The sequence below is a fragment of the Exiguobacterium sp. s123 genome (assembly GCF_018617075.1).
Taxonomy (GTDB): Bacteria; Bacillota; Bacilli; order Exiguobacteriales; family Exiguobacteriaceae; genus Exiguobacterium; species Exiguobacterium profundum.
The window spans coordinates 223745-246396 of record NZ_JACSJL010000004.1; the positions used below are offsets into that span (position 1 = coordinate 223745).

19 protein-coding genes and 1 riboswitch are annotated in these 22652 nt (G+C 49.9%); of the genes, 9 read left to right on the forward strand and 10 right to left on the reverse strand.

Annotation, left to right across the window (positions count from 1 at the left end; genetic code table 11):
* Window positions 1-19: 19 nt before the first annotated feature.
* The 6 genes from galE to KNO72_RS09180 are packed head-to-tail and all read right to left on the reverse strand — an operon-like array spanning window position 20 to window position 7909.
* A complete protein-coding gene (galE, locus tag KNO72_RS09155) occupies window positions 20-1036 on the reverse strand; it encodes a UDP-glucose 4-epimerase GalE (RefSeq protein ID WP_214685958.1) in 1017 nt (338 codons plus the stop codon).
* A 41-nt stretch (window positions 1037-1077) separates the two neighbouring features.
* Window positions 1078-2538: an exopolysaccharide Pel transporter PelG gene (pelG, locus tag KNO72_RS09160; protein ID WP_214685959.1), complete on the reverse strand. Its 1461-nt coding sequence runs from the start codon at window positions 2536-2538 to the stop codon at window positions 1078-1080.
* Window positions 2519-3937, reverse strand: coding sequence for a GT4 family glycosyltransferase PelF (pelF, locus tag KNO72_RS09165; RefSeq protein ID WP_214685960.1), 1419 nt, complete (start codon window positions 3935-3937; stop codon window positions 2519-2521). Before pelF ends, pelG begins: the two co-directional genes overlap by 20 nt.
* Entirely contained in the window at window positions 3934-5775 is a 1842-nt protein-coding gene (locus KNO72_RS09170) for a DUF2194 domain-containing protein (RefSeq protein ID WP_214685962.1), read from the reverse strand. Before KNO72_RS09170 ends, pelF begins: the two co-directional genes overlap by 4 nt.
* A complete protein-coding gene (locus KNO72_RS09175) occupies window positions 5772-6686 on the reverse strand; it encodes a hypothetical protein (protein WP_214685964.1) in 915 nt (304 codons plus the stop codon). Before KNO72_RS09175 ends, KNO72_RS09170 begins: the two co-directional genes overlap by 4 nt.
* A complete protein-coding gene (locus KNO72_RS09180) occupies window positions 6683-7909 on the reverse strand; it encodes a hypothetical protein (RefSeq protein WP_214685966.1) in 1227 nt (408 codons plus the stop codon). Before KNO72_RS09180 ends, KNO72_RS09175 begins: the two co-directional genes overlap by 4 nt.
* Before the next feature lie 69 nt (window positions 7910-7978).
* Window positions 7979-8065, forward strand: a riboswitch (cyclic di-GMP riboswitch).
* 40 nt (window positions 8066-8105) lie between these two features.
* On the opposite strand from KNO72_RS09180, the gene KNO72_RS09185 reads away from it, so the two are divergent.
* Complete coding sequence (locus KNO72_RS09185) at window positions 8106-8963, forward strand: glycoside hydrolase family 191 protein (protein WP_159562914.1); 858 nt, start codon at window positions 8106-8108, stop codon at window positions 8961-8963.
* Between the two features lie 124 nt (window positions 8964-9087).
* Here the strand turns inward: KNO72_RS09185 and KNO72_RS09190 are convergent, their stop codons facing one another.
* From KNO72_RS09190 to KNO72_RS09200, 3 genes are all read right to left on the reverse strand, one after another.
* Window positions 9088-10644: an FMN-binding glutamate synthase family protein gene (locus KNO72_RS09190; RefSeq protein WP_214685994.1), complete on the reverse strand. Its 1557-nt coding sequence runs from the start codon at window positions 10642-10644 to the stop codon at window positions 9088-9090.
* A gap of 78 nt (window positions 10645-10722) precedes the next feature.
* Window positions 10723-11109: a hypothetical protein gene (locus tag KNO72_RS09195; protein WP_012727263.1), complete on the reverse strand. Its 387-nt coding sequence runs from the start codon at window positions 11107-11109 to the stop codon at window positions 10723-10725.
* Window positions 11110-11192: 83 nt separating this feature from the next.
* Entirely contained in the window at window positions 11193-12041 is an 849-nt protein-coding gene (locus tag KNO72_RS09200; protein WP_214687487.1) for a MurR/RpiR family transcriptional regulator, read from the reverse strand.
* 109 nt (window positions 12042-12150) lie between these two features.
* Here KNO72_RS09200 and KNO72_RS09205 point away from each other — a divergent pair, with 109 nt between their 5' ends.
* From KNO72_RS09205 to KNO72_RS09240, 8 genes are all read left to right on the forward strand, one after another.
* A complete protein-coding gene (locus KNO72_RS09205; RefSeq protein WP_353047644.1) occupies window positions 12151-14658 on the forward strand; it encodes an EAL domain-containing protein in 2508 nt (835 codons plus the stop codon).
* 371 nt (window positions 14659-15029) lie between these two features.
* Window positions 15030-16235, forward strand: a complete 1206-nt coding sequence (locus tag KNO72_RS09210; protein ID WP_214687489.1) for an MFS transporter — start codon at window positions 15030-15032, stop codon at window positions 16233-16235.
* 250 nt (window positions 16236-16485) lie between these two features.
* Window positions 16486-17367 (forward strand): phosphogluconate dehydrogenase (NAD(+)-dependent, decarboxylating), encoded by an 882-nt coding sequence (gene gnd / locus KNO72_RS09215; protein ID WP_214685974.1) that lies wholly within the window; start codon window positions 16486-16488, stop codon window positions 17365-17367.
* Window positions 17368-17456: 89 nt separating this feature from the next.
* Entirely contained in the window at window positions 17457-18800 is a 1344-nt protein-coding gene (locus KNO72_RS09220) for a GntT/GntP/DsdX family permease (protein ID WP_214687491.1), read from the forward strand.
* Between the two features lie 16 nt (window positions 18801-18816).
* Window positions 18817-20316: a gluconokinase gene (gene gntK / locus KNO72_RS09225; RefSeq protein WP_214757924.1), complete on the forward strand. Its 1500-nt coding sequence runs from the start codon at window positions 18817-18819 to the stop codon at window positions 20314-20316.
* Between the two features lie 119 nt (window positions 20317-20435).
* Entirely contained in the window at window positions 20436-20717 is a 282-nt protein-coding gene (locus tag KNO72_RS09230; protein WP_214685978.1) for a hypothetical protein, read from the forward strand.
* 14 nt (window positions 20718-20731) lie between these two features.
* A complete protein-coding gene (locus tag KNO72_RS09235) occupies window positions 20732-21202 on the forward strand; it encodes a GNAT family N-acetyltransferase (RefSeq protein ID WP_251024879.1) in 471 nt (156 codons plus the stop codon).
* A gap of 53 nt (window positions 21203-21255) precedes the next feature.
* The gene (locus tag KNO72_RS09240) at window positions 21256-21990 is read left to right on the forward strand and encodes a polysaccharide deacetylase family protein (protein ID WP_214685982.1); all 735 of its coding nucleotides are present in this window, start codon (window positions 21256-21258) and stop codon (window positions 21988-21990) included.
* Window positions 21991-22054: 64 nt separating this feature from the next.
* On the opposite strand, the gene KNO72_RS09245 is transcribed toward KNO72_RS09240, so the two are convergent.
* Entirely contained in the window at window positions 22055-22594 is a 540-nt protein-coding gene (locus KNO72_RS09245; protein ID WP_214685983.1) for a dihydrofolate reductase family protein, read from the reverse strand.
* Between the last annotated feature and the right edge of the window lie 58 nt (window positions 22595-22652).

A 22652-nucleotide genomic window follows, 5' to 3' on the forward strand; every position in this document is an offset into this window, starting at 1 on the left:
ACCGCCTACTTCATAGGATTTATTCACTGTACCCTTTCGGATTATTCGATTGCCAACGCCAAGCGTCCCGACACATCGCTTCAATGTCATGTCGCACTTCCCAGCCAAGAATGGCCTTAGACTTTTGCGGGTCGGCAAATATCGCCGCGACGTCTCCGTCTCGTTTATCCGTGATTTGATAAGGAATCGTCTGTCCGCTCTCCTGTTGGAACGTTTGAAGCAAATCAAGGACGCTGTATCCTTTCCCTGTCCCGAGGTTGAACGCCTCCACCCCTTCATATTTCCCCACATACTCCAACGCCTTCAAATGACCAAGCGCCAAATCTACGACATGGATATAGTCGCGCACGCCTGTCCCGTCATGCGTCGGATAGTCATCCCCGAACACTTGAAGCTCTTTTAGACGCCCGGCCGCGACTTGTGTGATGTATGGCATCAAGTTGTTTGGGACATCGAACGGATCTTCGCCGATCGTCCCGGAGTCGTGCGCGCCAATCGGATTGAAATAGCGAAGAATCGCAATCGACCAAGAAGAATCAGCTGTATAAAGGTCGCGCAATATCTCTTCGATCATCAGTTTCGTTCGTCCATATGGATTGGTCGCACTGAGCGGGAACGATTCATCGACCGGAGATGTGGTTGGGATTCCGTAAACGGTCGCCGATGAACTGAAGACGATACGTTTTATCCCAAATTGATTCATCATCCTTAACAAGACGAGCGTCCCAGCTACGTTGTTGTCATAGTAGTGAAGTGGTTGGCTGACGGATTCGCCGACTGCCTTTAGACCCGCGAAGTGAACGACCGCATGAATCGAGTGCGTGGAGAAGATTTCATCAAGCAATTCCTGATCTCTAATGTCGCCCACGTATAAGGTGACCTTCTTTCCAGTCAGGATCTCGATTCGCTGAATCGCCTCTTGTCGGCTATTGGACAAGTTGTCCAAAATAACGACTTCGTATCCTTCCTCGAGCAATTGAACCGTCGTGTGTGTCCCGATATATCCCGCGCCACCTGTCACAAAAATTGTTTTCATGTGCTTCACCCCATTTTCTAAAAGTTCATCTGCTGCGATTGTTAAGCCGAGCGATCATTGAGCCAGTCCCCGACACGACGGAATGTATCCGTACGCGGAGGTGTTTCGCTTCGGCTAAACGTATGATAATCAATCTCGGATACATATCGAATCAAGCGAATGAGTGAGAACGCGAACGCAATCGTGCAACCAATCGCAAAACTAAGACCGTAACTGTCTGGTCCAAGTGGTAATAACAAGAACGTCAACCCTGCATTCATCGTGATGAAGAGTGCCGATGTATACGCCGCTCCCCGATGGTCTTCAAAATAGAGCAGGACGAGTGTGAGAACGAGCACCATGGCGTTTGAAAAGGCACCAATCGTCGTCATTTGAAAGACGTCCCGAATCTCAGGTGACAGACCTAGTAGCGGGAACAAGACGACCGCGAACAGAATAAAGAGAAGCGACACGAGCCCTTGATTTCGGAACAGTCGTTGCAACTCTTGTCGTAAGACGAGGAGCATGGCCGCTTTCGAACGTTGAATCTGTTGGTACGTCCCACCCTCGTTCACGTATCCATAAAACACGCGATACCGCTCATAAAAACGCGTCTCGACTGACACAACGAATATCGTCATCGTCGGAATAATCGTCAAATAAGAGAGGAAGATAGCTGTGTCATAGATTGGATGATAGCGGAATGTGTCGAGGTGGACACTCCCTCCTTCCGCGAACCAGATGATCCATGTGCCGACCCAGATGCCGATGTTATAGAGAAAACTGGTCCAAAAGAGTGCCGGATAGCGGTCAAAATAGCGATAGAACGAGAACTGACCGACCGTACTCCGGTTTGGGAACGTAAGGAGCATCGATGTGAACAAGCCGAACAACGTGACGACAAGACCGAGTGTCATACTCGCTGTCAACGCGAAGCTCTTCATGTAGGACTCCGTCAAATATTGCATCAAGAACTGGTCCGTGATGAGGACCGCGGCGACTGAGACGATGCCACCGGCCACAAAGCTATAGGCTACCGCCTGATAGAACTTGGCCGCACTGAGGAACAAGAAATGTACCCAAATGAGGTTGACCGTCATGAATAGGACGAATGCCAATGCGTTCAATAAAGCAGGGAGTTCAGAGAACGTAAGGAAGATAGCGAACAACAGCGACGCGATGGCGACCGTCGTCTTCATCATCCCGATGAACGCCGGGAAGATGTCTTCATATCGTTTCTCATAAAAACAATCCGCCAAGTACCTCGTGACGACGAGCTGCTGCACGCCGAGAACGACTTGCGAAAAAATAAAACTGTAAGAGACGATCAAATTGAACGTCGTGCGTTCTTCGAGTGTGGCGATAGATAGATAGCTCGTCAGCCACTGCATGAGGGCAATCGTGACGATGACGATCAGCCATGGTCCTGATGTGACGAGCCCGGCAAATGCATATGCTTTGATTCGTGAAGAGAAGTAGTCTTCTTGAAACAACTGTTGTAACTTAAACCCGATGCCCGCCATATACCGCTCTCCTCTCTTCATATAAGTGTAGATATGCATCGATAAACTGATCGGTGCGATAGTACGTCTCGACTCGCTGTTGCCCGTTTCGTCCGAGTCGGCGCGCATCTTCACGATTTTGATGGAACCAGACGCAACGCTCTGCGATTCGCCGTGGATTGACCGGCGGAACGACAAATCCAGCCGGACCGAACGGTTCATCCGGTCGCCCGTTCACGAGTTCCGCACAGGCCCCGACGTCCGTCACAATCCACGGGACACCAGCGGCCATACCTTCTAGTACAGCAAGCGGTTGTCCCTCGGAGATACTCGTCAACAAACAAACATCGAATTCGGGAAGGTGTTGTCGAATATCGACTTTTCCGACCATTAAGACGGACTGTTCAAGCTCGAGTTGCCGAATGAGCATCTCGCACTCCGCCGCATACTCCTTATCCTCATCAAGTGGTCCCATAATGGTCAGTTCGAACGGGACGAGCATGTCTTGTAACAGTTTCGCCGCATAAATCATGGTTTTAATATCTTTGATCGGAACGACGCGAACGATGGCACCGATTCGTAGTTTGTCCACTCCCAGCACATGCCCGAGAGCAGACAAGCCCGTCACGTCAATCCCGTTCGGAATGATACTTAATTTCTCAACAGGTGCCCCGAGCTGACGTTGCAACTCGCCGTTTCGTTCAAAGAGTGTGATGACGTCATCTGCCTTTCGGTACGCTTCCCGGGAAATGTGGTGGAAGAACTGAATCCAATGGGAGCGAAACTCAGCCGGAATCCAAGATGCCTGCAACAGTTCTTCTTCCCGTTCACGCGAATAGATGCCGTGTTCAGTCAAAAGAAACGGAATGTTTTGTCGTTCTTTCATCGCACTCGCAATCAGGCCCGCATATCCGGTCGAGGCCGCGTGCACGAGGTCGACCTGAGGTAATCCGGCTTGGAGTAAATCAAGGACAGGCGCATACATACTGCGCCACATCCAAAAGTAATCGATGAATGAACCGGCCTGCCCTTCTTCTTGATAGCTCTCCGTGACGAGCTGATAGAAGAGACGACTCGAGAAGAATTGTTCTGGTGTCCCGATTTGATTTTCAAGAATCGGATAGATGGACGAATCGACTTGACCGAATGTCATCCACGTCTTGATTCGCTCCCGTTCCGCTTCCGATAACGCTTCCGGTCGACGTTTCCGTGTCGCCCGTTGAGTGAGGGCGAGCGTGGTGACGCCTGTTACATTCTTCGGTAACGTATAGCGATAATCTGCCTCTGTCTTCGGATTCGGCATGATTGAGATAATCTCAAACTCATGCATCGGCATCTGTTCCATCAGCATGTGAACCCAGCTCGATACGCCACCGCTCACATATGGATAACTCCCTTCGACAACAATTCCTATTTTCATGGGCGACCCTCCAATATCGGGAGACGAACAGACGTGTCTCTCAATTCAACTTGATACAATGTACCATTCTCATCAAATTGCTTGACTTCACCATAATCGAACCTCCCTGTATCGAGACGTTTCCCAGGTTGCACACGAACGAGTAACGTCGACGAGACAGGCAGTTGTTGGGCATTGATATCGATCGCATCATTCGTGTAAGCCACATCGATTTGCGCATCTTGATAAAGCTTGTATTTCCGATACGCATCATACTGACTCAAGCCCTCGAGATGTGGATATTTGGAGTAGAGTGTCTGGAACAGACCTCCAAACGATTCTTTCATCATCTCCCACCCTCTCCCTTTCGAGCGATAGTCATCTAACACATCATCCGGGTGAATGAAGTGGGAAACGAGTCCGAAGTTGGCGACGGCATCAATGACGACAAATAGATCATCCGGTGTCTCGTTGTATCCGCTCGATACGCGAGGAAAATCATACAAGTTCGGATAGACCGGGTCGGGTCCGAACTCTTGAATGTAACTTCCTTTTGTCGCATCTCCGCTGTAGAGTCCTGCGACAATCAGCCCTTTCGGAAACTTCTCGTTCAACACTTCAAGTCCGGATTGACCGATGATGTTCGATGGTGGCACGTAGCTCTGAATCCGCTCATTCGGCAAGTAATAGTCAAACGCCTCAACGACACGGTCAATGGCGGAACGCATATCTTCCTGACTGTCCCATTTTGTATATCCAAGCTCCGGGTCCATCACTTCATCTCCCATGACGAGTGGCTGGTGGTTGAACCCGTGTAGCCCGACCTCCCCATTCGTTTGAAGTAAGCCGCGTCCGTATTCAAGCATCGGTGCTCGAATTTTTTCAATGAGTTGTTCTGTCGTCTCCTCATTCGTCGCTTTATAACTCCCGATAATGAAACCGGTATAGGTGACGTCATAGTTAGCACCGATTTGCTTCATGTCTTTCCACCAAACCTCCGAGAAGAACTCTTTGATGGACAAATCATATTCTTTCGTGATGACCGGATTTGAATAATTTGGCACCGGTGCAGGGAAGTCGTCGAGGTGAACGACCTTGATGCCAGCTTGCGGCATGACGAACGCCGGGAACAGCATCGAAAGCGTCTGCACCATCAAGCCGCGTGAGTTCTTATCCGTCAACGACGTCGTATTCCAAAACATCACTTCGCCCTTCCCATAAGGAGACTGCCATAATATTGGTTCGTTTTTGGCAGAAATGAGGACGTCCGCCTCTTCTTTCAATTTGACGTCAGCAATGCTGTGGACGAACAACCCTGAGTCTTGAGGCAAGTCGACATACCCAGGGAAAATTTCTTGTTCAAAAATCAACCCGTTGATTCCATCTTTAAAGTCCCCGAAATCACTTACGCCGACCAGGTCCGCCCAGTCTTGATCGATGAATCGTCCGGCAACGTAGAGCCGTCCACCTTTTTCAACGAAGGACCGAATTGCCTCGTACGGCCATGATTTCGTATTTTCCCCGCTGACGACGAGAACGTGTCGTGGAGAAGGCTCAATCGATGCGATGGCCTCTGCTTCGATCGAGGTATAAGACAACTTTGCATAGTCGAGCGCATATTTAAAGTTATTCAAAACAGCTGTCGACAAATCGTCGTCATTCTGATGGATGTAGATTTGAACCGGATCCCCCTCCACCGCTCTCACCTCACCCGCGAGTGTCGTAAAGGATTTCGGCTCATGTGCTTCTTTTGGGATGAGCCGATGACCATAGTCAAGCCGTAAAAACTGGACGACGACAATCATCGCGATGAGTAAAGAGAACAAAGACGCGATATACGTCGTAATCGATTTATTCATATATGGGCACCTTCTAACTGTTGAATGACAAAGCGATAGTCCTCTGGAATGTCTTGCAAACCGAGATGTTGATGCAGGCGGTCGAGGGTCGGACGTAGGGACGTCCAATCGCCGTTCGTCATGTGGTGTTCAATCAACATGACATATCCATCGGGTACATTTGGATGATAAAGGGTGAGCGCCTCAGCCAATCGTTCTCCCGTTTCCAAGTCACCCGAGCGGAACGAGAGGCGGGCTTTCGTGCGTAAGTACGTTTCGTCTGTTTCGTCGTACTCACTCAATTGATCGAGGTGAAATAATATCCGTTGCTGGATGCGCATTTGCATATCATGATCCAAGAGACCGCTATCTAAGAACGAAATTCCGGTTTCAATTACCGGATAAATCGTCTCCGGTCGCTCCGGATTCACTTGTGCGATTCGCTGTTTTAACATCAAATCGTATCGGTCGAACAGTGTGTTTCGGACGGTCGCTGCATAGTGGACCGTTTCCGTATCCTCGTGTTCGAGACCTAAGTGTAAATATTCTTCTGTATTCATGAGCGGTGTCGACATGAGTTGTGTGATCGATTGTTTCCGCTTGTTCCCGTCCATCTGTAAGGCTTCCGTCAATGGGACGAGATCTAAATCTTCTTTCGCCTGTTGCTGCAAGCGTTCTAAGTTGACCGTCTCAAAGTTGATGTACTCATCGTAGTCGAGAAGCGTCTTCGGTGAGGCGAAGCGTCGGGCAATCACATATCCAATCAAACCAAACAGTTCTCCGACAATCGGGATGACGGCACTGACGAGAAATATCGAGAGCCAGACTCCCTTTTCCGTCGCATCGACTTTCGGTCGTACAATCAGTCGATACAAGACGAAAAGGACCGTCGCATGCAGAAGGAAGAAAAGAAGAATCATCCAACCGGTCATAGGCGTTTCCCACCTTTCACATAGAAGACATGCTCAATCCGTTCCTTGAATCGTTCGGCTGATTCAACCGGTGTACCTGGAAGGAGAAAATGAAGGATGCGATCGTCTTCGTCATATCCGATAACGTCAATTTCACGCATCGACTGTCTCAAAATCAATTCCATTTCAATCAATGACAAGTCCACACCCTCTACAGGCAATGTGACCGTACTATACGGTTGACCATATTGCTCATGACGAAGTACTTGTTGGGCCACTTTTTGTTCGAATGCTTCCATACGGAACATGTGCGTCCCGTCGACGAGTTGGTCGCTGACGAGCATCCATTCGAGGGCATCGGCCTTTTCAATGCGCGTTCCCGTCCAATCCAAGACGAGTTTCATCATGTTCATCTCATGACTACGTAAGCGTAAGATATCGATTTCATGGACGACCAAGACTTCCTTCACCGTTCCTTCATAACAAATCGGTGCAACGAGAAGCGGTCCATCTAGCTCATCTGCTAAACGAAGCGTCGGCTTTTTCGATTGGAACATCCGTGCGAAAATTCCCTCCTCCGAATCGATGAAAAGCGTCTGGGGCAAACGTTCTACCTCTCCGGAACGGACATGAAGACGGAGTGTGCGCCGCGATGCATCCACATGATATAAAGCGAGTTGACGAGCACGGAAGACACGCGTGAAAGTTCCAATTAAATGATCACGTACTAAAGCGGTCGCATCTTGATCGAGTTTTAGTCCAATCTCATAAATCTTTGAGAGCGTATAGGTCGAGTCGAGGACTCGTTTGCGCATCTCCCCTTGCGACTCTTGTAGTTGTTGTATCGTCTGTTTCAGTTGTTCGTTCTCATCCATCACTTCTTCTTGACGAATGTGGAGCGACTGGTAACGCTCCCGATAAGAAGTACTGAAGACACCCGCACTAAGCGCGACGAAGAAGTGTAGCAAAATCCAAGCCAGTTCATTCGTATCGTAAAGGAATAAGAGCAAGTCTGAGCCTTCCATCAAAAGGAATGAGAAATGATAGAGACTCGTCAACGCAAAGCTGACGAAGGCACCGAGCAAACCATACCGTAAAGAAAACAGGAGAATATAAAAAATTAATGGGTCAATCGCCCAATCTGACAAAGAAAGACTAAATGTATAGTCCAAAATGCCGATAAGTAAAATAGTCACAATCATTTCAATCCATTTGATGGATGTGCGGTGTTGGGTATAAATCATAGTGTCACTCATTCCTTTACGTGGTATTTTAGTAGTAGGACTTTCAATGGATTGTCGACAAAAATTTCATATCGAGACGGGCAAACTTACTGAAAAGTAAGGGCGCAAAGACATGGGTCGTCGATCTTTTTAGATACCGATCGCCAGTCTGCAATAGCCGCAGCCGCTCTCTGATAACTATCAGGAGGGTTTTTTTATGGGTATTTTCTCAGCCAAACGAATCGTGACCATCTGTTGTGCATTTCTCGTTGGATTGGCGTTTTTGACGCCGCAACAAGCGGTCGCTAAAGCGAGCAATCCGCTCGCAAACGTCGAATCGTACAAAATTTATTACGATATGCCGACAAAGACCAAAATTAAAAAGATGCAACAGTATGACCTTGTCATCATCGAGCCTGTTTATTATACTGCAGCGCAAATCAAAGAGTTACAGAAATATGGGACAAAAGTGTACGGCTACATCAACACGATGGAAGCTGACAATTGGAACGTCGATTTCATCAGTCAGATGAACGAGTCGGACTTCTTCCACCGCAACGGACAACGTGTTCATTATGCGGAATGGGATTCTTATTTAGTCGATATGACGTCAACCCACTATCGTGAGTTGTTGACGCGTGAAGTGGAGAAACAAATCGTCGCCAAAGGATTGGATGGTGCGTTCTTAGATACCGTCGGCAACATCGATAATGAGCACTCGGAACAACCGACCATTTTAAAAGCGCAACGTGACGGGATGAGTCAGTTCATGAAGACGATCAAATCCAATCACCCTTCCCTTTCTCTCATTCAAAACTGGGGATTTGCGACATTGAAGACGTATACGTATCCATATGTGGATGGCGTGATGTGGGAAAGCTTCAACTACACGACCGTAGCAAAAGATCAATGGTCAAAAGACCGCATCCAAGAGTTGCGTGACCTTGATACACGTTACGGGATCAAAGCGTTGACCGTGTCTTCGAAACAACGTCCAAAGAGCGCGGCGTATGCTGAAAAAAATGGCTTCATCCATTTCCATTCAAACGCTTCGTTAGATTATAATAAATTCTGACTTTCATTTTCATGATTGTACAAGTATCTGGTAGTTTCTACAATGGAAATGCTAAAAAAACATCCCACGTGTATGCCTTCTTTATCGGCAGATTCGTGGGATGTTTTGATAGATTCACTTCATTCTAGTGAGATAAATCATAGCCTGTCCGAACACGGCCATCCGGTTCTTGATACACCACATGATCTAATGACAGTTCCGTCGGCGATTGAACGCCTGCCGCAGCCGTCATATTGTACAGCCCTTCCCGGAGCGAGATGATGTAGTTCGTCACCCGAAAACTTTTCTCATCGACAACGAGGGCACGCTGCAGTTTCGGGTCAGTCGTCGCGACACCGACCGGACAGCGGTTCGTGTGGCAAACCTGTGCCTGGATGCACCCGACATTGAACATAAGTCCGCGAGCGATATTGACGAGGTCTGCGCCGAGCGCGAGTGCGATGGCTATCTTATCCGCCGTGATGAGTTTCCCAGAGGCGAACAGTTTGACTCGGTCTCGCAAACCGTGCTCGATGAGAAGGTGATGCACGTAAGGGAGCGCCGCCTTCAGCGGTAAACCTACTGTATCCGCAAGCTCTTGATACGTCGCACCCGTCCCTCCTTCACTCCCGTCGATGGTGATGAAATCAGGTACAATTTGAGATCTCGCCATCTCACGGACGAGCGAGTCGATGTCTTTCAACTTCCCGACCACAAGCTTGATGCCGACCGGCTTTCCACCGATTTCACGTAAGCTCTCGACAAACGCTAACAATTCCGTATGGGTGTGAAATTCAGAGAAGCGGTTCGGGCTGTCAATCGTTTCCCCGACTCGTACCTGACGAATCCGGGCAATCTCCTCGGTCACTTTTGATCCATCGATATGACCTCCGCGTGTCTTCGCTCCCTGCGCGAGTTTCAATTCGAACGCCTTCACTTGCGGGAGTGCGCTTTTTTGTTTGAACGCTTCCACCGAAAACGCCCCGTCTTCATCCCGGACACCGAAGAGCGCCGGTCCAATTTGACAGATGAGATCGACGTCCCCTTTTAAACGATAGTCGGATAGTCCACCCTCCCCAGTATTCATCCACGTGCCACCCGCACGACCGAGCCCAATCGAAAGCGCTGTGATGGCCCTGTCTCCGAGCGACCCGAAACTCATGGCCGACTGACCGACAAGCCCTCGAACGTAGAACGGTTCCCGGCACGTCTGTTCGCCTATGATGACGGTATCTTCTTCTGTTAATAAGTACGGGGAGATGTCTCGTTCGACGAGATGTTCTTTTCGGGTGAACAGATTGTCTTCATCGAGTTCATACACCCATGTCGACACTTTCGTTGAATTGTCGATTCGTAACTCGTTCCGATTTGTCGGGTACAATGCATTTTGAAGATAGAACCCACCCGCGTCAAAATCTCGCTCCGAGCCGAATCCGATGATGCGCGACTTATACTTCCCTGCGATGACGGCCGACTCATAATCATTCCGTGAGAACGGCTTCGCCTCATTGTCATTCAGGAACAAGTATTGCCGAAGTTCGGGTCCCATCTTCTCAAATATATAGCGCAACTTTCCGAGAATCGGGAAGTTCCGGAGGACGGAGTGTTCGCGTTGGTTCCGGTCACGCCTCCACAGATAAAAAATCAAGAGCGGTGGCGTGATCATGATGAGCAACATGAGCATCAGTAAAATGGTTAACATCGATGTGGTGAGTGACGCGGAATTCCCTCCTCTATGGCTCGACGAAAAACACCCTGTTTCCAACAAAACAGGGTGTCATCAGTCGTTCGGGATCGTGACCCCGTCAAATTGTTCATTGCGGCATAGCGTGATTGCTTGCATCGCCAACTTATAGTCTTCTTCCGGCAAGGCAATCAACTCGGTCGGAAGGACCCATTCTTTTGAGTTATACAGATGGATGACGAGTTTGGTGAGCACAAATTCTCGTTTATCGAACGTATTGTCATCGATGATGGTCGAGGTCCGAATCTTCCCTGCTTCTAAATCCATATAAGGAAGCAACCGTTCACGAACATGGGTGTTTCCCGCAATCACATACAGCGCGGCGAAATATTCTCGACCGGTACTCCCCGGATCCGTGAGCCGTTGTGCCAACCGTTTGAACTCGTTGTAGTGGTCGGAAGATAAAAAATCAATATGGTTCATCGGTCCACCTTCTCTCTCTAAGCCTCGCTTTGCTCTCAAGGATTATAATTTCCACCTTTTTGTAGAAACTAACCCTCTTTCGCTCAGATTCGGCGCAGCGAAATCGCCTCACGCATCTGTTGAAGCGACGCCCGGGCTGCCTCGCCTCGGCGCATCATGACGGCTGTGAACAACGCATCAATCAGACTCAATTCAGCAATCCGGGAAGCGAGCGCCTCCGAGCGAAATGCCGTCTCTTGAGATACGGTATAGAGCGACACATCCGCCAGTTTCGAGAGAGGGGACTTCGCATAGTTGGTGATGGCAATCATCGGCACGCCCTTCTCTTTTAAGAGTTTGGCGATATCGAGTGTCTCTTTCGAGGCACCGGAATGCGAGATGACGACGGCGACGTCTGCGGTCGTCAATTGTGAGGCCGACATGAGCTGCATATGCGACTCGAGAATCGCGCTCACTTGAAGCCCGCTCCGGACAAACTTATGATAGGCATCTAACGCGATGACGGCCGACCCGCCGCTTCCGAAAAATTCGATACGGCGCGCCCCAAGAAACAGCTCAATGGTTTTCTCAAGAGAGGCACCCTCTAAAATCTGACGCGTTGACTCAATCGTCTTCCCGTTCGTCGAAAAAATTTTCTCTGCGATTTCGAGTGCCGTATCCGTCTCGATAATATCTTCATGAATATCTTGAAGCGGTGCGACGACATCTGAGGCGAGTGCGATTTTTAGCGCCTGATAGCCTTTGAATCCGACACGCTGACAAAAACGAAACACAGTCGACTCTGCCACATCGAGGTCATCTGCCACCTGATTGATCGTATGATGAATGATTTTTTCTGGTTGCTTCAAAATATAGTCGGCAATACGTTGTTCTTTCTTGCTCAGTGTCGAATAGGCACCACGGATGCGGGCCGTCCCGTTCATCGTTTCCATCAAGCATCACCCTTTCTCTTCTTCATCTAACGATACCGTTTCGAAAAAAATTCCGCAATGTGTGATTCATGCAAATGATTGACCCACCTTACAAAAGTAGGCAAGAAGCGTGATTCCCGAGTGTGCTACTCTAATAAAGCACTTTTTCATTCATTCTTTGTACCATTTGAAATTGAAAGGACTGTTTCTCATCGAACATCACCTGAGTAGCTCATATAACTTCACACTCGTCATTCTTTCCATCGCTGTCGCCATCTTCGCTGCCGGTGTCGCTCTCGATATTAGCAGTCGTTTGAAATATGCGAAGCACGCCTCGCGACTCAGGTGGGTCGTCGCTGGTGCCTTCAGCCTCGGTCTCGGCATTTGGGCCATGCACTTCATCGGTATGCTGGCGTTTCACTTGCACGATGATGTGACGTACCATCTCGGCATCGTACTATTATCCATCGTGCCGGCCGTCGTCGCTTCCGGACTTGCCTTTTGGATGATCAGCCATCCGGAGACACGACCAATCCAGCTCGTCTTCGGTGCCTTCTTGATTAGCGTCGGCATCGTCTCCATGCATTACATCGGGATGGAAGCGATGCAAATGAACGCCATCCTCACATACGACCCCATCATGTGGATTGCATCTGCCATGGTCGCCTTCGTTGCGTCGCTCGTCGGACTATATATTCTCTTTTATATCCCAAACGTCTCGCGATTCCATTGGCGCCGTCTAGCCAGTTCGGTCTTGATTGGGGTTGCCGTTTCTAGTATGCATTATGTCGGGATGGGCGCAGCCCGTTTCACCCCGATGGAAGGTGCGGCCAAACCGGTCAGCGACTATGCCGTCGACAGCACCCTACTCGCCTATGTCATTGCGGCGAGCGTCATGACACTATTCATCTTGATGTACATCTCGCTCCGGACGGCATCACAACTCGAGGCACAGTCGGAAGAACTAGAATTAAAATTCGAATCCATCATCGAATCTGCCTCGGATGCCATCATTGTCGCCGATCACAATCGCACCATCCTTCAGTGGAACCAAGGGGCGACCGACTTGTTCGGATATACGTATGACGAGATGATCGGGCAATCGATTGTCGCCATCATTCCGGAACGATTCCGAGATGCGCACGAGCGCGGGATGAAGCGTTATGAAGCGACAGGTGAAAAACGCGTCATCGGTCAAACGGTCGAGCTCATCGGATTACGAAAAGACGGTGTCGAAGTGCCAATCGAGATGTCACTCGGAACGTGGAAGACGGACAAGGGCATCTTCTTCAGTAGCATTATCCGTGACATCAGTGAACGGAAACGAATCGAGGCTCAAATCAACGACCTCGTCTATTTGGACCCGCTCACCGGTCTCCCGAACCGTCGTCTATTCAGCGACCGACTCGACGCGCTACTCGGTCAGTCCCAGCAAGAATCGTTCGCCTTATACTATATCGACTTGGACAACTTCAAGGTCATCAACGACCGGTTCGGCCACTCGATCGGCGACCAATTCTTGAAACAAGTGACGACCCGCATCCAATCGACGATTCAAAAGTCGGACACGCTCGCCCGTCTCGGCGGAGATGAGTTTATCATCTTGTCGCCACATACGAAAAGTAACCTCGCGGCCCATCGTGCGCAGGAGCTCATCAACATCCTCCATCCTCCGTTCGAACTCGAGAACGAGGAAGTGTTCACCGGTGCCTCGATTGGGATCAGTCTCCATCCATCCGACGGGGATACGGCAGAGGATTTAATCAAAAACGCTGACATCGCTATGTACCGGGCGAAGGCCGACGGCAAGAACGGCTATCAGTTCTTCACGAACGAACTGAACGAGTCCGTTTCCCGTCGTTCGAACTTGTCGATGGCACTCCGGAAAGGGATTGGACGTGGCGAGTTCACCGTCCACTATCAACCGCAGATCCAGCTAGAGACAGAAATGGTCATTGGTATGGAAGCACTCGTCCGCTGGAATCATCCAGACCTCGGGATGATTTCGCCTGGCGAGTTCATTCCGATTGCCGAAGAGACGGGAAGCATCCATCGCCTCGGCGAGTTCGTCTTGAATGAGGCGTGTCGCCAAAACAAGGCGTGGCAAGATGCGGGCATTCCCCCGTTTCGGGTCGCCGTCAACATCTCGGCCATTCAGTTCGCTCAAAAAGACTTGCCGGAAGTCGTCAGCCGCGCACTCGACTCATCAGGTCTCGACGCGCAGTATTTAGAACTCGAGTTGACCGAGAGCGTCATCCAAAGTGCAGACCGCGCCATCGAGACGATGCATGAGCTCGTCGCCCTCGGCGTCCACCTCTCCATCGACGACTTCGGGACCGGTTATTCATCACTCAGTTACTTGAAGCTGTTCCCGATTGATACGCTGAAGATCGACCAGCACTTCACGAAGAACATCGAAAGTGACGAGAAAGACGCTGCCCTCGTCAAAACGATCATCCGCATGGCGCACGAGCTCGATTTGAACGTCATTGCGGAAGGGGTCGAGACCGAGAATCAAGTCGCTTTTCTGAAAGCCGAATCATGTAACCAGGCACAAGGATATTTCTACAATCGTCCTTTGCCGGCGGAAGAAATCGAAGTCTTCTTCCAACAATATAAGAAAGCATCATCAAGTTAATTCGTTCGACCTCCGTGACGGGGGTCGATTTTTTATTAGGATTTTGACGATCGCTGAGTCACACCGAGCAATGCGCAAAGGTTACCCGACACCTCTCAATGATTGGAAAATTGTTGCCTGAAAATGACGAACTATTTGAGTGATCTTTCGCCCATAGCTTTAAATCGATGAAGACGACACAATAAAAATGACCTCCGATGATTATATCGGAGGTCATTTTACAAACATACGTTCGTTTTATAGTACAACGCAAACAAGCGCCTATATATTCGCTTTTTCTATTTTTAGTCTAGCAAATCCCGCAACATAAGTCTATTCTTTCTCTCCACGACCTCTTACATTAAAGAGAGACTCTTGAAAGGAGCATATCTATGGAATTATACCGTTGGGACCTCAATCTGAAAGTTCGCTTATTCGGCGAAGGCTTATTCAACCTCTTGTTTTGGATGTACTTTCCATTCATCACCGTCTATTTCGCCCGGACGCTCGGTGTCGAGCTAGCCGGACTACTCATGGCCGTGCCACCGTTGTTCCTGCTAGTCGGCAGCTTGATTGGCGGTTCGCTTGCAGATGAGATTGGTCGCCGCCCCGTCATGCTCGCCGGGACGTTCTCACAAGGTTTCCTATTCCTCGTTTTCGCTTTATCAACGAACGCCTATGTCGATTACATCACCTACATCAGCATCGGTTTTATGGGTGCCATCTACAAACCGGCCAGCTCGGCGATGGTCGCCGACCTCGTTCCGACTGAACATTTACGGAATGTATTCGCGACGTTTATGGCTTCGAACAATATCGGTGCTGTTCTCGGTCCGCTTCTTGGTGCGGTCCTCTTTTTCGAGTATCGTCAGGCGCTCCTCCTCGGCTGCGCCCTTGTTCTTTTTGGTTACGGGGGTTTGCTCGCGGTTCTAACCAGTGAGACACGACCGGTCTCGACCGAGAAGACGGTCGCAACGACATTTTTCACCCAAGGGCGGTCGTATGCGACGATTTTGATTGACCCGCTTTTCCGCCTCTATCTGATTGCTGGCGTATTCGCCTTAATCCCAATCATGCAACTAGACGTGTATTTACCTGTCTATTTGATTGAACAAACTCCGGCCACGTTCAACGTCTCGAATACAGTCTTATTCGGCTGGCTCGTTGCATATAACGGCCTCTTGTTCGTCGTCTTCATCATTCCTGTCACACGTGTGTTTCGGGCGTGGGACGAACGGCGTGTTTTACTATTGTCGACTTTCCTAGGAGGTTTCGGGACGTTTCTCGTCGCCTTCTCATCAAATATCTGGTACTTGCTCATCGTCACGACCATGTTCACGTTCGGGGAGCTGATTCGTTCTCCCGTCAGTCAGAGTTTCGTTAGTCACTATGCACCAATCGAGTCACGTGGACAATACCTCGCGACCGATACGCTCCAAAACACAATCGGCAAGTTCCTCGCACCGGTGACGGTATTTGCATCAGGATTTCTCTCCCCTCTCGCTGTGTTCACACTCATCTTGCTGTCGGCACTCATCGGTATGGGGCTGTATGCGAAGCTATTTGACAAGCTGAACCAAATGAAAGTTTCGTCTTAGGGTTACCGCAATCACTTTATTACTAATCAACGCTTGTATCGCATTTCGGGAATTTTATTCACTCTCAAAGATTGATCGTTCGTTCTTGTATCTATATAAGAGTGCCTGTCCGTCGTCCCGCCTACGAATTAAGCCGGGACGCTTTTTTTGCATTACTCGAAAAAAATTCCGTCATTAGACTTGTAAGTCGAATTTATTTTGATATGATAAATCTAGAGACGGAAAAAAATTCTTTTTCAGGGGTGACAATATGGAAATTGGTTTGATTGGTTTAGGTAAGATGGGATACAACTTGGCACTCAACTTGAGCGACCACGGACACACGGTCGTCGGGACGGACGTCGGGAATGTCACTTCGGACGCGTTCTCCATCGTGCCGACGCTCGAAGATGTCGTGAACAAATTGTCTACGCCACGCGTCATCTGGACGATGGTCCCTGCCGGCGACGTCACCGAAGCGGTACTCGCTGAACTATATGAGCGCCTCGAACCCGGCGACATCGTCATCGACGGCGGGAACTCGAACTACAAACTCTCGGTCGCACGCGCCGAACAGTTCGCCGAGAAAGAGATCAAATTCTTCGATTGCGGGACGAGCGGAGGCACGGACGGGGCACGAAACGGTGCCTGTACGATGGTCGGGGGTGACGCGGAGGCGTGGCCAACGATTGAACCAATCTTCAAAGATCTGTCTGTCGAGAACGGCTACTTGTATACAGGTCCTGCCGGAAGCGGTCATTTCTTGAAGATGATCCATAACGGCATCGAGTACGGGATGATGCAGGCGATCGCCGAAGGATTCGATATCTTGGAGAAGAGCCCGTTCGACTATGACTATGAAAAAGTCGCTCGTGTATGGAATCACGGGTCGGTCGTACGTTCTTGGCTCATGGAACTCACAGAGAATGCCTTCAAGAAAGATGCGAAGCTCGATGAGATTCGCGGGGTCATGCATTCATCCGGTGAAGGTAAATGGACGATTGAGACGGCGCTCGACCTTCAAGCCGCGGCACCGGTCATCGCCCTGTCGCTCATGATGCGCTACCGTTCACTCGAAGACGACACGTTCTCAGGAAAAGTCGTCGCCGCGCTCCGCAACGAGTTCGGTGGCCACGCGGTCGTCAAGAAGTAACATCTGTGGAAAAGGTCACGGGGATATGGCCTTTTCCTTTGCTAGGAACTGTAAACGGTTACATATTCGGAATTTAGGGGGAATACTCAATGTCTGGCTCAACACTTATTTTGATCGCCTTAGCCGGGATCTTCTTGCTCTTATTTTTGGTCATTCGCACAAAGCTTCATGCATTCGTTTCGTTGTTACTTGTCAGTTTAATCGTCGGGGTCGCAGCCGGCATGCCACTCGGGGATGTCATCGCCTCCATCCAAAACGGGATGGGCGGAACGCTCGGCTTCGTCGCCGTCGTCGTCGGTCTTGGCGCGATGTTCGGGAAGATGCTTGAAGTATCGGGTGGCGCGGAACGTCTTGCCCAGACACTCGTCAGCAAGTTCGGGGAAGACAAGGCACAATGGGCGCTCGGGATTACCGGATTCATCGTCGCCGTCCCGGTCTTCTTTGATGTCGGTTTTATCATTCTCGTTCCAATCGTATACGGTCTCGCAAAAAAGACGGGACGCTCGCTTCTTTACTATGGGATTCCGCTCCTTGCGGGTCTCGCGGTCACACACAGCTTCATCCCGCCGACACCTGGTCCAATCGCTGTTGCGAACTTGATCGGTGCCGACCTCGGTTGGGTCATCTTGTTCGGTGTCCTCGCTGGGATTCCGGCCATGATTTTAGCCGGTCCGGTTTTTGGGAAGTATATTGCTAAGAAAATTCATGTGACGATTCCGGATTACATGGAATTTGAAGAAATCGATACATCGAAAGAACTACCAAGTTTCAAAATGATCTTGTCGCTCATCTTGATCCCACTTGTGTTGATTTTAGCGAACACGCTCTCAGCGGTTCTCTTGAACGAAGGCAACGCTGTCCGTGATTTCTTGACGTTCCTCGGACATCCATTCGTTGCCTTAACGATTGCGACGCTCCTCACGTTCGTCTTCCTCGGGACACGTCGTGGATATTCACGTGACGAAGTACAAGAGATCGCAACGAAAGCACTCGAGCCAGCCGGAATCATCATCCTCGTCACGGGGGCCGGTGGTGTGTTCAAACAAGTACTCATCGACTCTGGTGTCGGTGACGTGCTCGGTGAAATGATGGCTGGCTCACCACTTCCGGCAATCGTTCTTGCCTTCTTGATCGCAACGGTCGTCCGTGTCGCCCAAGGGTCGGCAACGGTGTCTATGGTCACAGCGGCCGGACTCATCACACCGCTACTCGAAATCCAAAACATCACGGGCGCGGCGCTCGGATTGATTGTCATCGCCATCGCTTCAGGGGCGACCGTCCTCTCACACGTCAACGACTCAGGCTTCTGGCTCGTCAACCGGTACTTCGGTCTCGACGTGAAAGACACGCTCAAATCATGGACGATCATGGAAACGATTATCGGACTCACCGGCTTTGCCGTCGTGTTCTTGATTAGCCTATTTATCATCTAAGTTAGGAAGTGATTGTGTGTTTACGATTGGGGTCGATATCGGGACGACGAGTACGAAAGCCGTCCTGTTCAACGGTCATCAACAACTGGCGGTACATAACGTGTTGTATCCGCTTCTCACGCCCGATACGGAGACGGCCGAGCAAGACCCGGTCGTCATCTATGGGGCCGTGCTCGAAGCTGTCTCGGCGGTCCGCGCCAAAGCGGACGGTCCGATTCGCTTCGCATCGTTCAGTTCGGCGATGCACAGTTTAATCGCGCTCGATGCATCAGGACGTCCGCTCACGAACAGCATCACGTGGGCCGACAGTCGCGCGAATCCATATACGCAAGAAATCAAACGCGATGTTGACGCAAGCGCCCTTCATATGCGAACTGGCACCCCGGTCCATCCGATGGCACCGCTATCGAAATTGCGCTGGTTGAAAGCGGAACATCCTGATGTCTTTGAACAGACAGCCAAGTTCGTCTCCATCAAAGAATATGTCTTCTATCGCTTGACGGGTCGCTTCGTCGTTGACTACTCCATCGCCTCGGCGACCGGACTCTTCAATTTAAAGCAACGAGACTGGGACACGGAAGCACTTGATGTCGCCGGTGTGACACCAGAGCGCTTGTCTGAACTCGTGCCGACGACAGAGATTTTACCGGTGACACCTGAGGTGACCGAGACGCTCGGCTGGGACTTCCCGCTCGTCATCGGGGCAAGCGACGGCGTGCTCTCGAACCTCGGGGTCGGCGCCTTCGAACAAGGCGTCGTCGCCGTGACCATCGGGACGAGCGGCGCCATCCGGACGGTCGTCTCGGAACCGGTCGAAGATCCGAAAGGTCGCATCTTCTGTTATGCGCTGACGGACAAGCATTGGGTGATTGGTGGACCGGTCAATAACGGCGGCATCATCCTCCGCTGGCTCCGTGACGAGTTCGCAGCAAGTGAGGTCGAGACGGCGAAACGACTCGGGATCGACGCGTACGATGTGTTGACACGAATCGCCGAGACGGTCAAACCGGGTGCCGACGGACTGTTGTTCCATCCGTATTTGATGGGTGAACGGGCTCCGCTCTGGGATTCAAACGCCCGCGGTTCATTTTTCGGGCTCAGCATTCACCATAAGCGCGAACATTTCATCCGTGCCGTATTGGAAGGAGTCATCTTTAACCTCTATACGGTCATGCTCGCACTCGATGAGTTGACGGGCGCCCCGAACCGCATCCATGCGACGGGGGGGTTTGCCCAGTCGAGTCTCTGGCGTCAAATGATGGCAGACATCTTTGATACACCGGTCGTCGTGCCGGAGAGTCATGAAAGTTCATGTCTCGGGGCTGTCATGCTCGGGGAATACGCTTTCGGGGACATCGAGGAGTTCCAAGAAGTACCGCAAGTGACCCATGAGCATACACCGGACATGGAAGCGACGAATGTGTATCGTGAACTTTTGCCGATCTACATTCGCTTATCGCGCCATTTGTCTGAAGAGTATGAAGCGATTTCAGCGTTTCAGCGGAAGCATGTATAATGTCAAACCGAGTCCTTGAAGGGCTCGGTCTTTTTGATTTATGACAGGATTTTTCGTGATATACACGGAAATTAAGGACGAGGTCAAACAATCATCGTATCGAAGAAGGGATTGATTAAATGGCGATTGCAATCGGATATCTCATCGCAGGTCTAGGTGCATTCGTGGCATATTGGTTCAGTACCGGCGAAGCACGAAACACAAAATTGAAAATATGGGGAATCGCTCTTATGATTCCTATATCACCAGCCTTAGCGTTTTCCATCGGCCTTTCGTACGCAATCAGTGTACAGAACGGATGGGCTGGATTGATCATGTGGTTTATTTTCCCTGTGATTTTCTTGAGTGGTCTGGCGTTGCTATTGATTGGTCTTTTCAAAAAAGAAAAGAAGTTGGTTTGAATGGTAAGACAACCATGATCACGACAACCCGTTGCCTCATCCGCCCATTCGAACGCCAAGACATCGAATCATTCATGATTTACCGGAATGACTTGGATTGGATGAAAGATCAGTCATTCAAAGGACTCAGCTTTGAAGAATACGAGAACGCCCTAATCGGCGCACAATCACTTCAACACGGCATGCAACTCGCCATCATCGACCAAGCGACCGATGAATTGATTGGGGACGTGTATATCCAGCAAGAAGGTATGACGCATTGGATCGGCTACACGATTACCCCTACGCGCGCTCGGCAAGGCTATGCATTTGAAGTGATGTCGGAATTGATTCGTCACTTGACTTACCAAGGAGCGAAAGAGTTCAAAGCCGGTGTGCTTGGGACGAACGCGGCATCCATCGCGCTATTGAAGAAATTGAACTTCACCTTTTTCGAGACAGAGCTTGACGAACAGATTTATCGTCTCGATGTCTCCAACATATGATAAAGTATGTATCACATGTCGCTTGGTTTTGATTTGAGGGAGTTTTGAATGGAATGATGAAACGCGTTCTTTTGCTCATGTCGATCTTTCTACTGATTGGGTCTTTGTCACAGGCTGCGATTCCGGAGCCGAAGGCCTATAACGACCCGAGTCTCATCTATTTGACGCTCGATGATGGACCGAACTGGAAAACGGGAAAGCTACTCGATGTCTTGAAGAAACATCAAGTGAAGGCAACCTTCTTCATCCTCGGAAAGAACATCGAAGGAAATGAGCATCTGCTTCACCGCATCATTGCGGAAGGTCATTTGATTGCCTTACACGGGATGCGACACGACCGGGATGAATTTTATGAAACACCGTTGACGGCCGTGCTTCAGATGCAGGAAGTACAAGCACTTATCTATGAAGTGACCGGCATTCATACGAACATGGCCCGCACCATTTATGGGAGCGACGCCGGCATGTCACCCGCACACTGGCAGGCGATGACCGATGCCGGTTTTGAGATTTGGGACTGGAACGTCGGTAGTCTCGACCATGTGTATAAGAAAGACAATGCCCGTGTCGAGCAACGTGTATTCGACCGACTCGAAGCGAATCGCGCCGCCAATATTGCTTCGATTATTTTAGCGCACGATCACTCGATGACGCCGAAAGCACTCGATACAATCATTCGTTATGCGAAAGAACGAGATTATGAATTCCGTACGTTAGAGGGTGTCCAACCGGTTCACAACTTTTCTGATGTATGGGAACCGCATTTAAGCGAACGAGCGACCCCATGACTGCAGATCATCTTAATGGTCTGCAGTTTTTATACAATGAGATGAATTATAAAAAATCGAGCCCTTATGTGGACTCGATGCTCATTTGTCGTTCATAGGTCACCATCACAAATTGACCGGAGGCGTGGTGACTCGTCAGTCGAAGCTTCGTTTCTTTCGTGCCTTCTAGGAAAAGAGGGATTCCCCCTCCTAACACGACCGGCGCAATCGCAATCTCATAGCGGTCAATCAAATCATGTTCCATCGCGGCTTTGATGACTTTTCCCCCGCCGATGAGCCAAATATCTTGATCAACTTCTTGCTTTAACCGATTGATGAGTTCTTTGATTGGTTCGTCCGTGAATGTGACATGCTCGGCCTCACGGTCAGCCTGACGTGTCAAAATGTAGTTCGGGATGTCTGGATACGGATACTCTCCTTGTTCTAACTTCAATACTTCCTCATACGTCTTCCGTCCCATGATGACAGCACCAACGGTCTTGAAAAAATCAGCATAGCCGTTGTCCCCATCCCCCTCTACAGCGAACAACCAATCGAGTTGGTCGTTCGACCGGGCAATCTTTCCGTCTAAACTCATCGCAATATATAACACAACATTCGGCATCATGTGTTCCTCCTTGATTCGTGATACATTCAGCTTAACGAACAAACACGACAAAAGA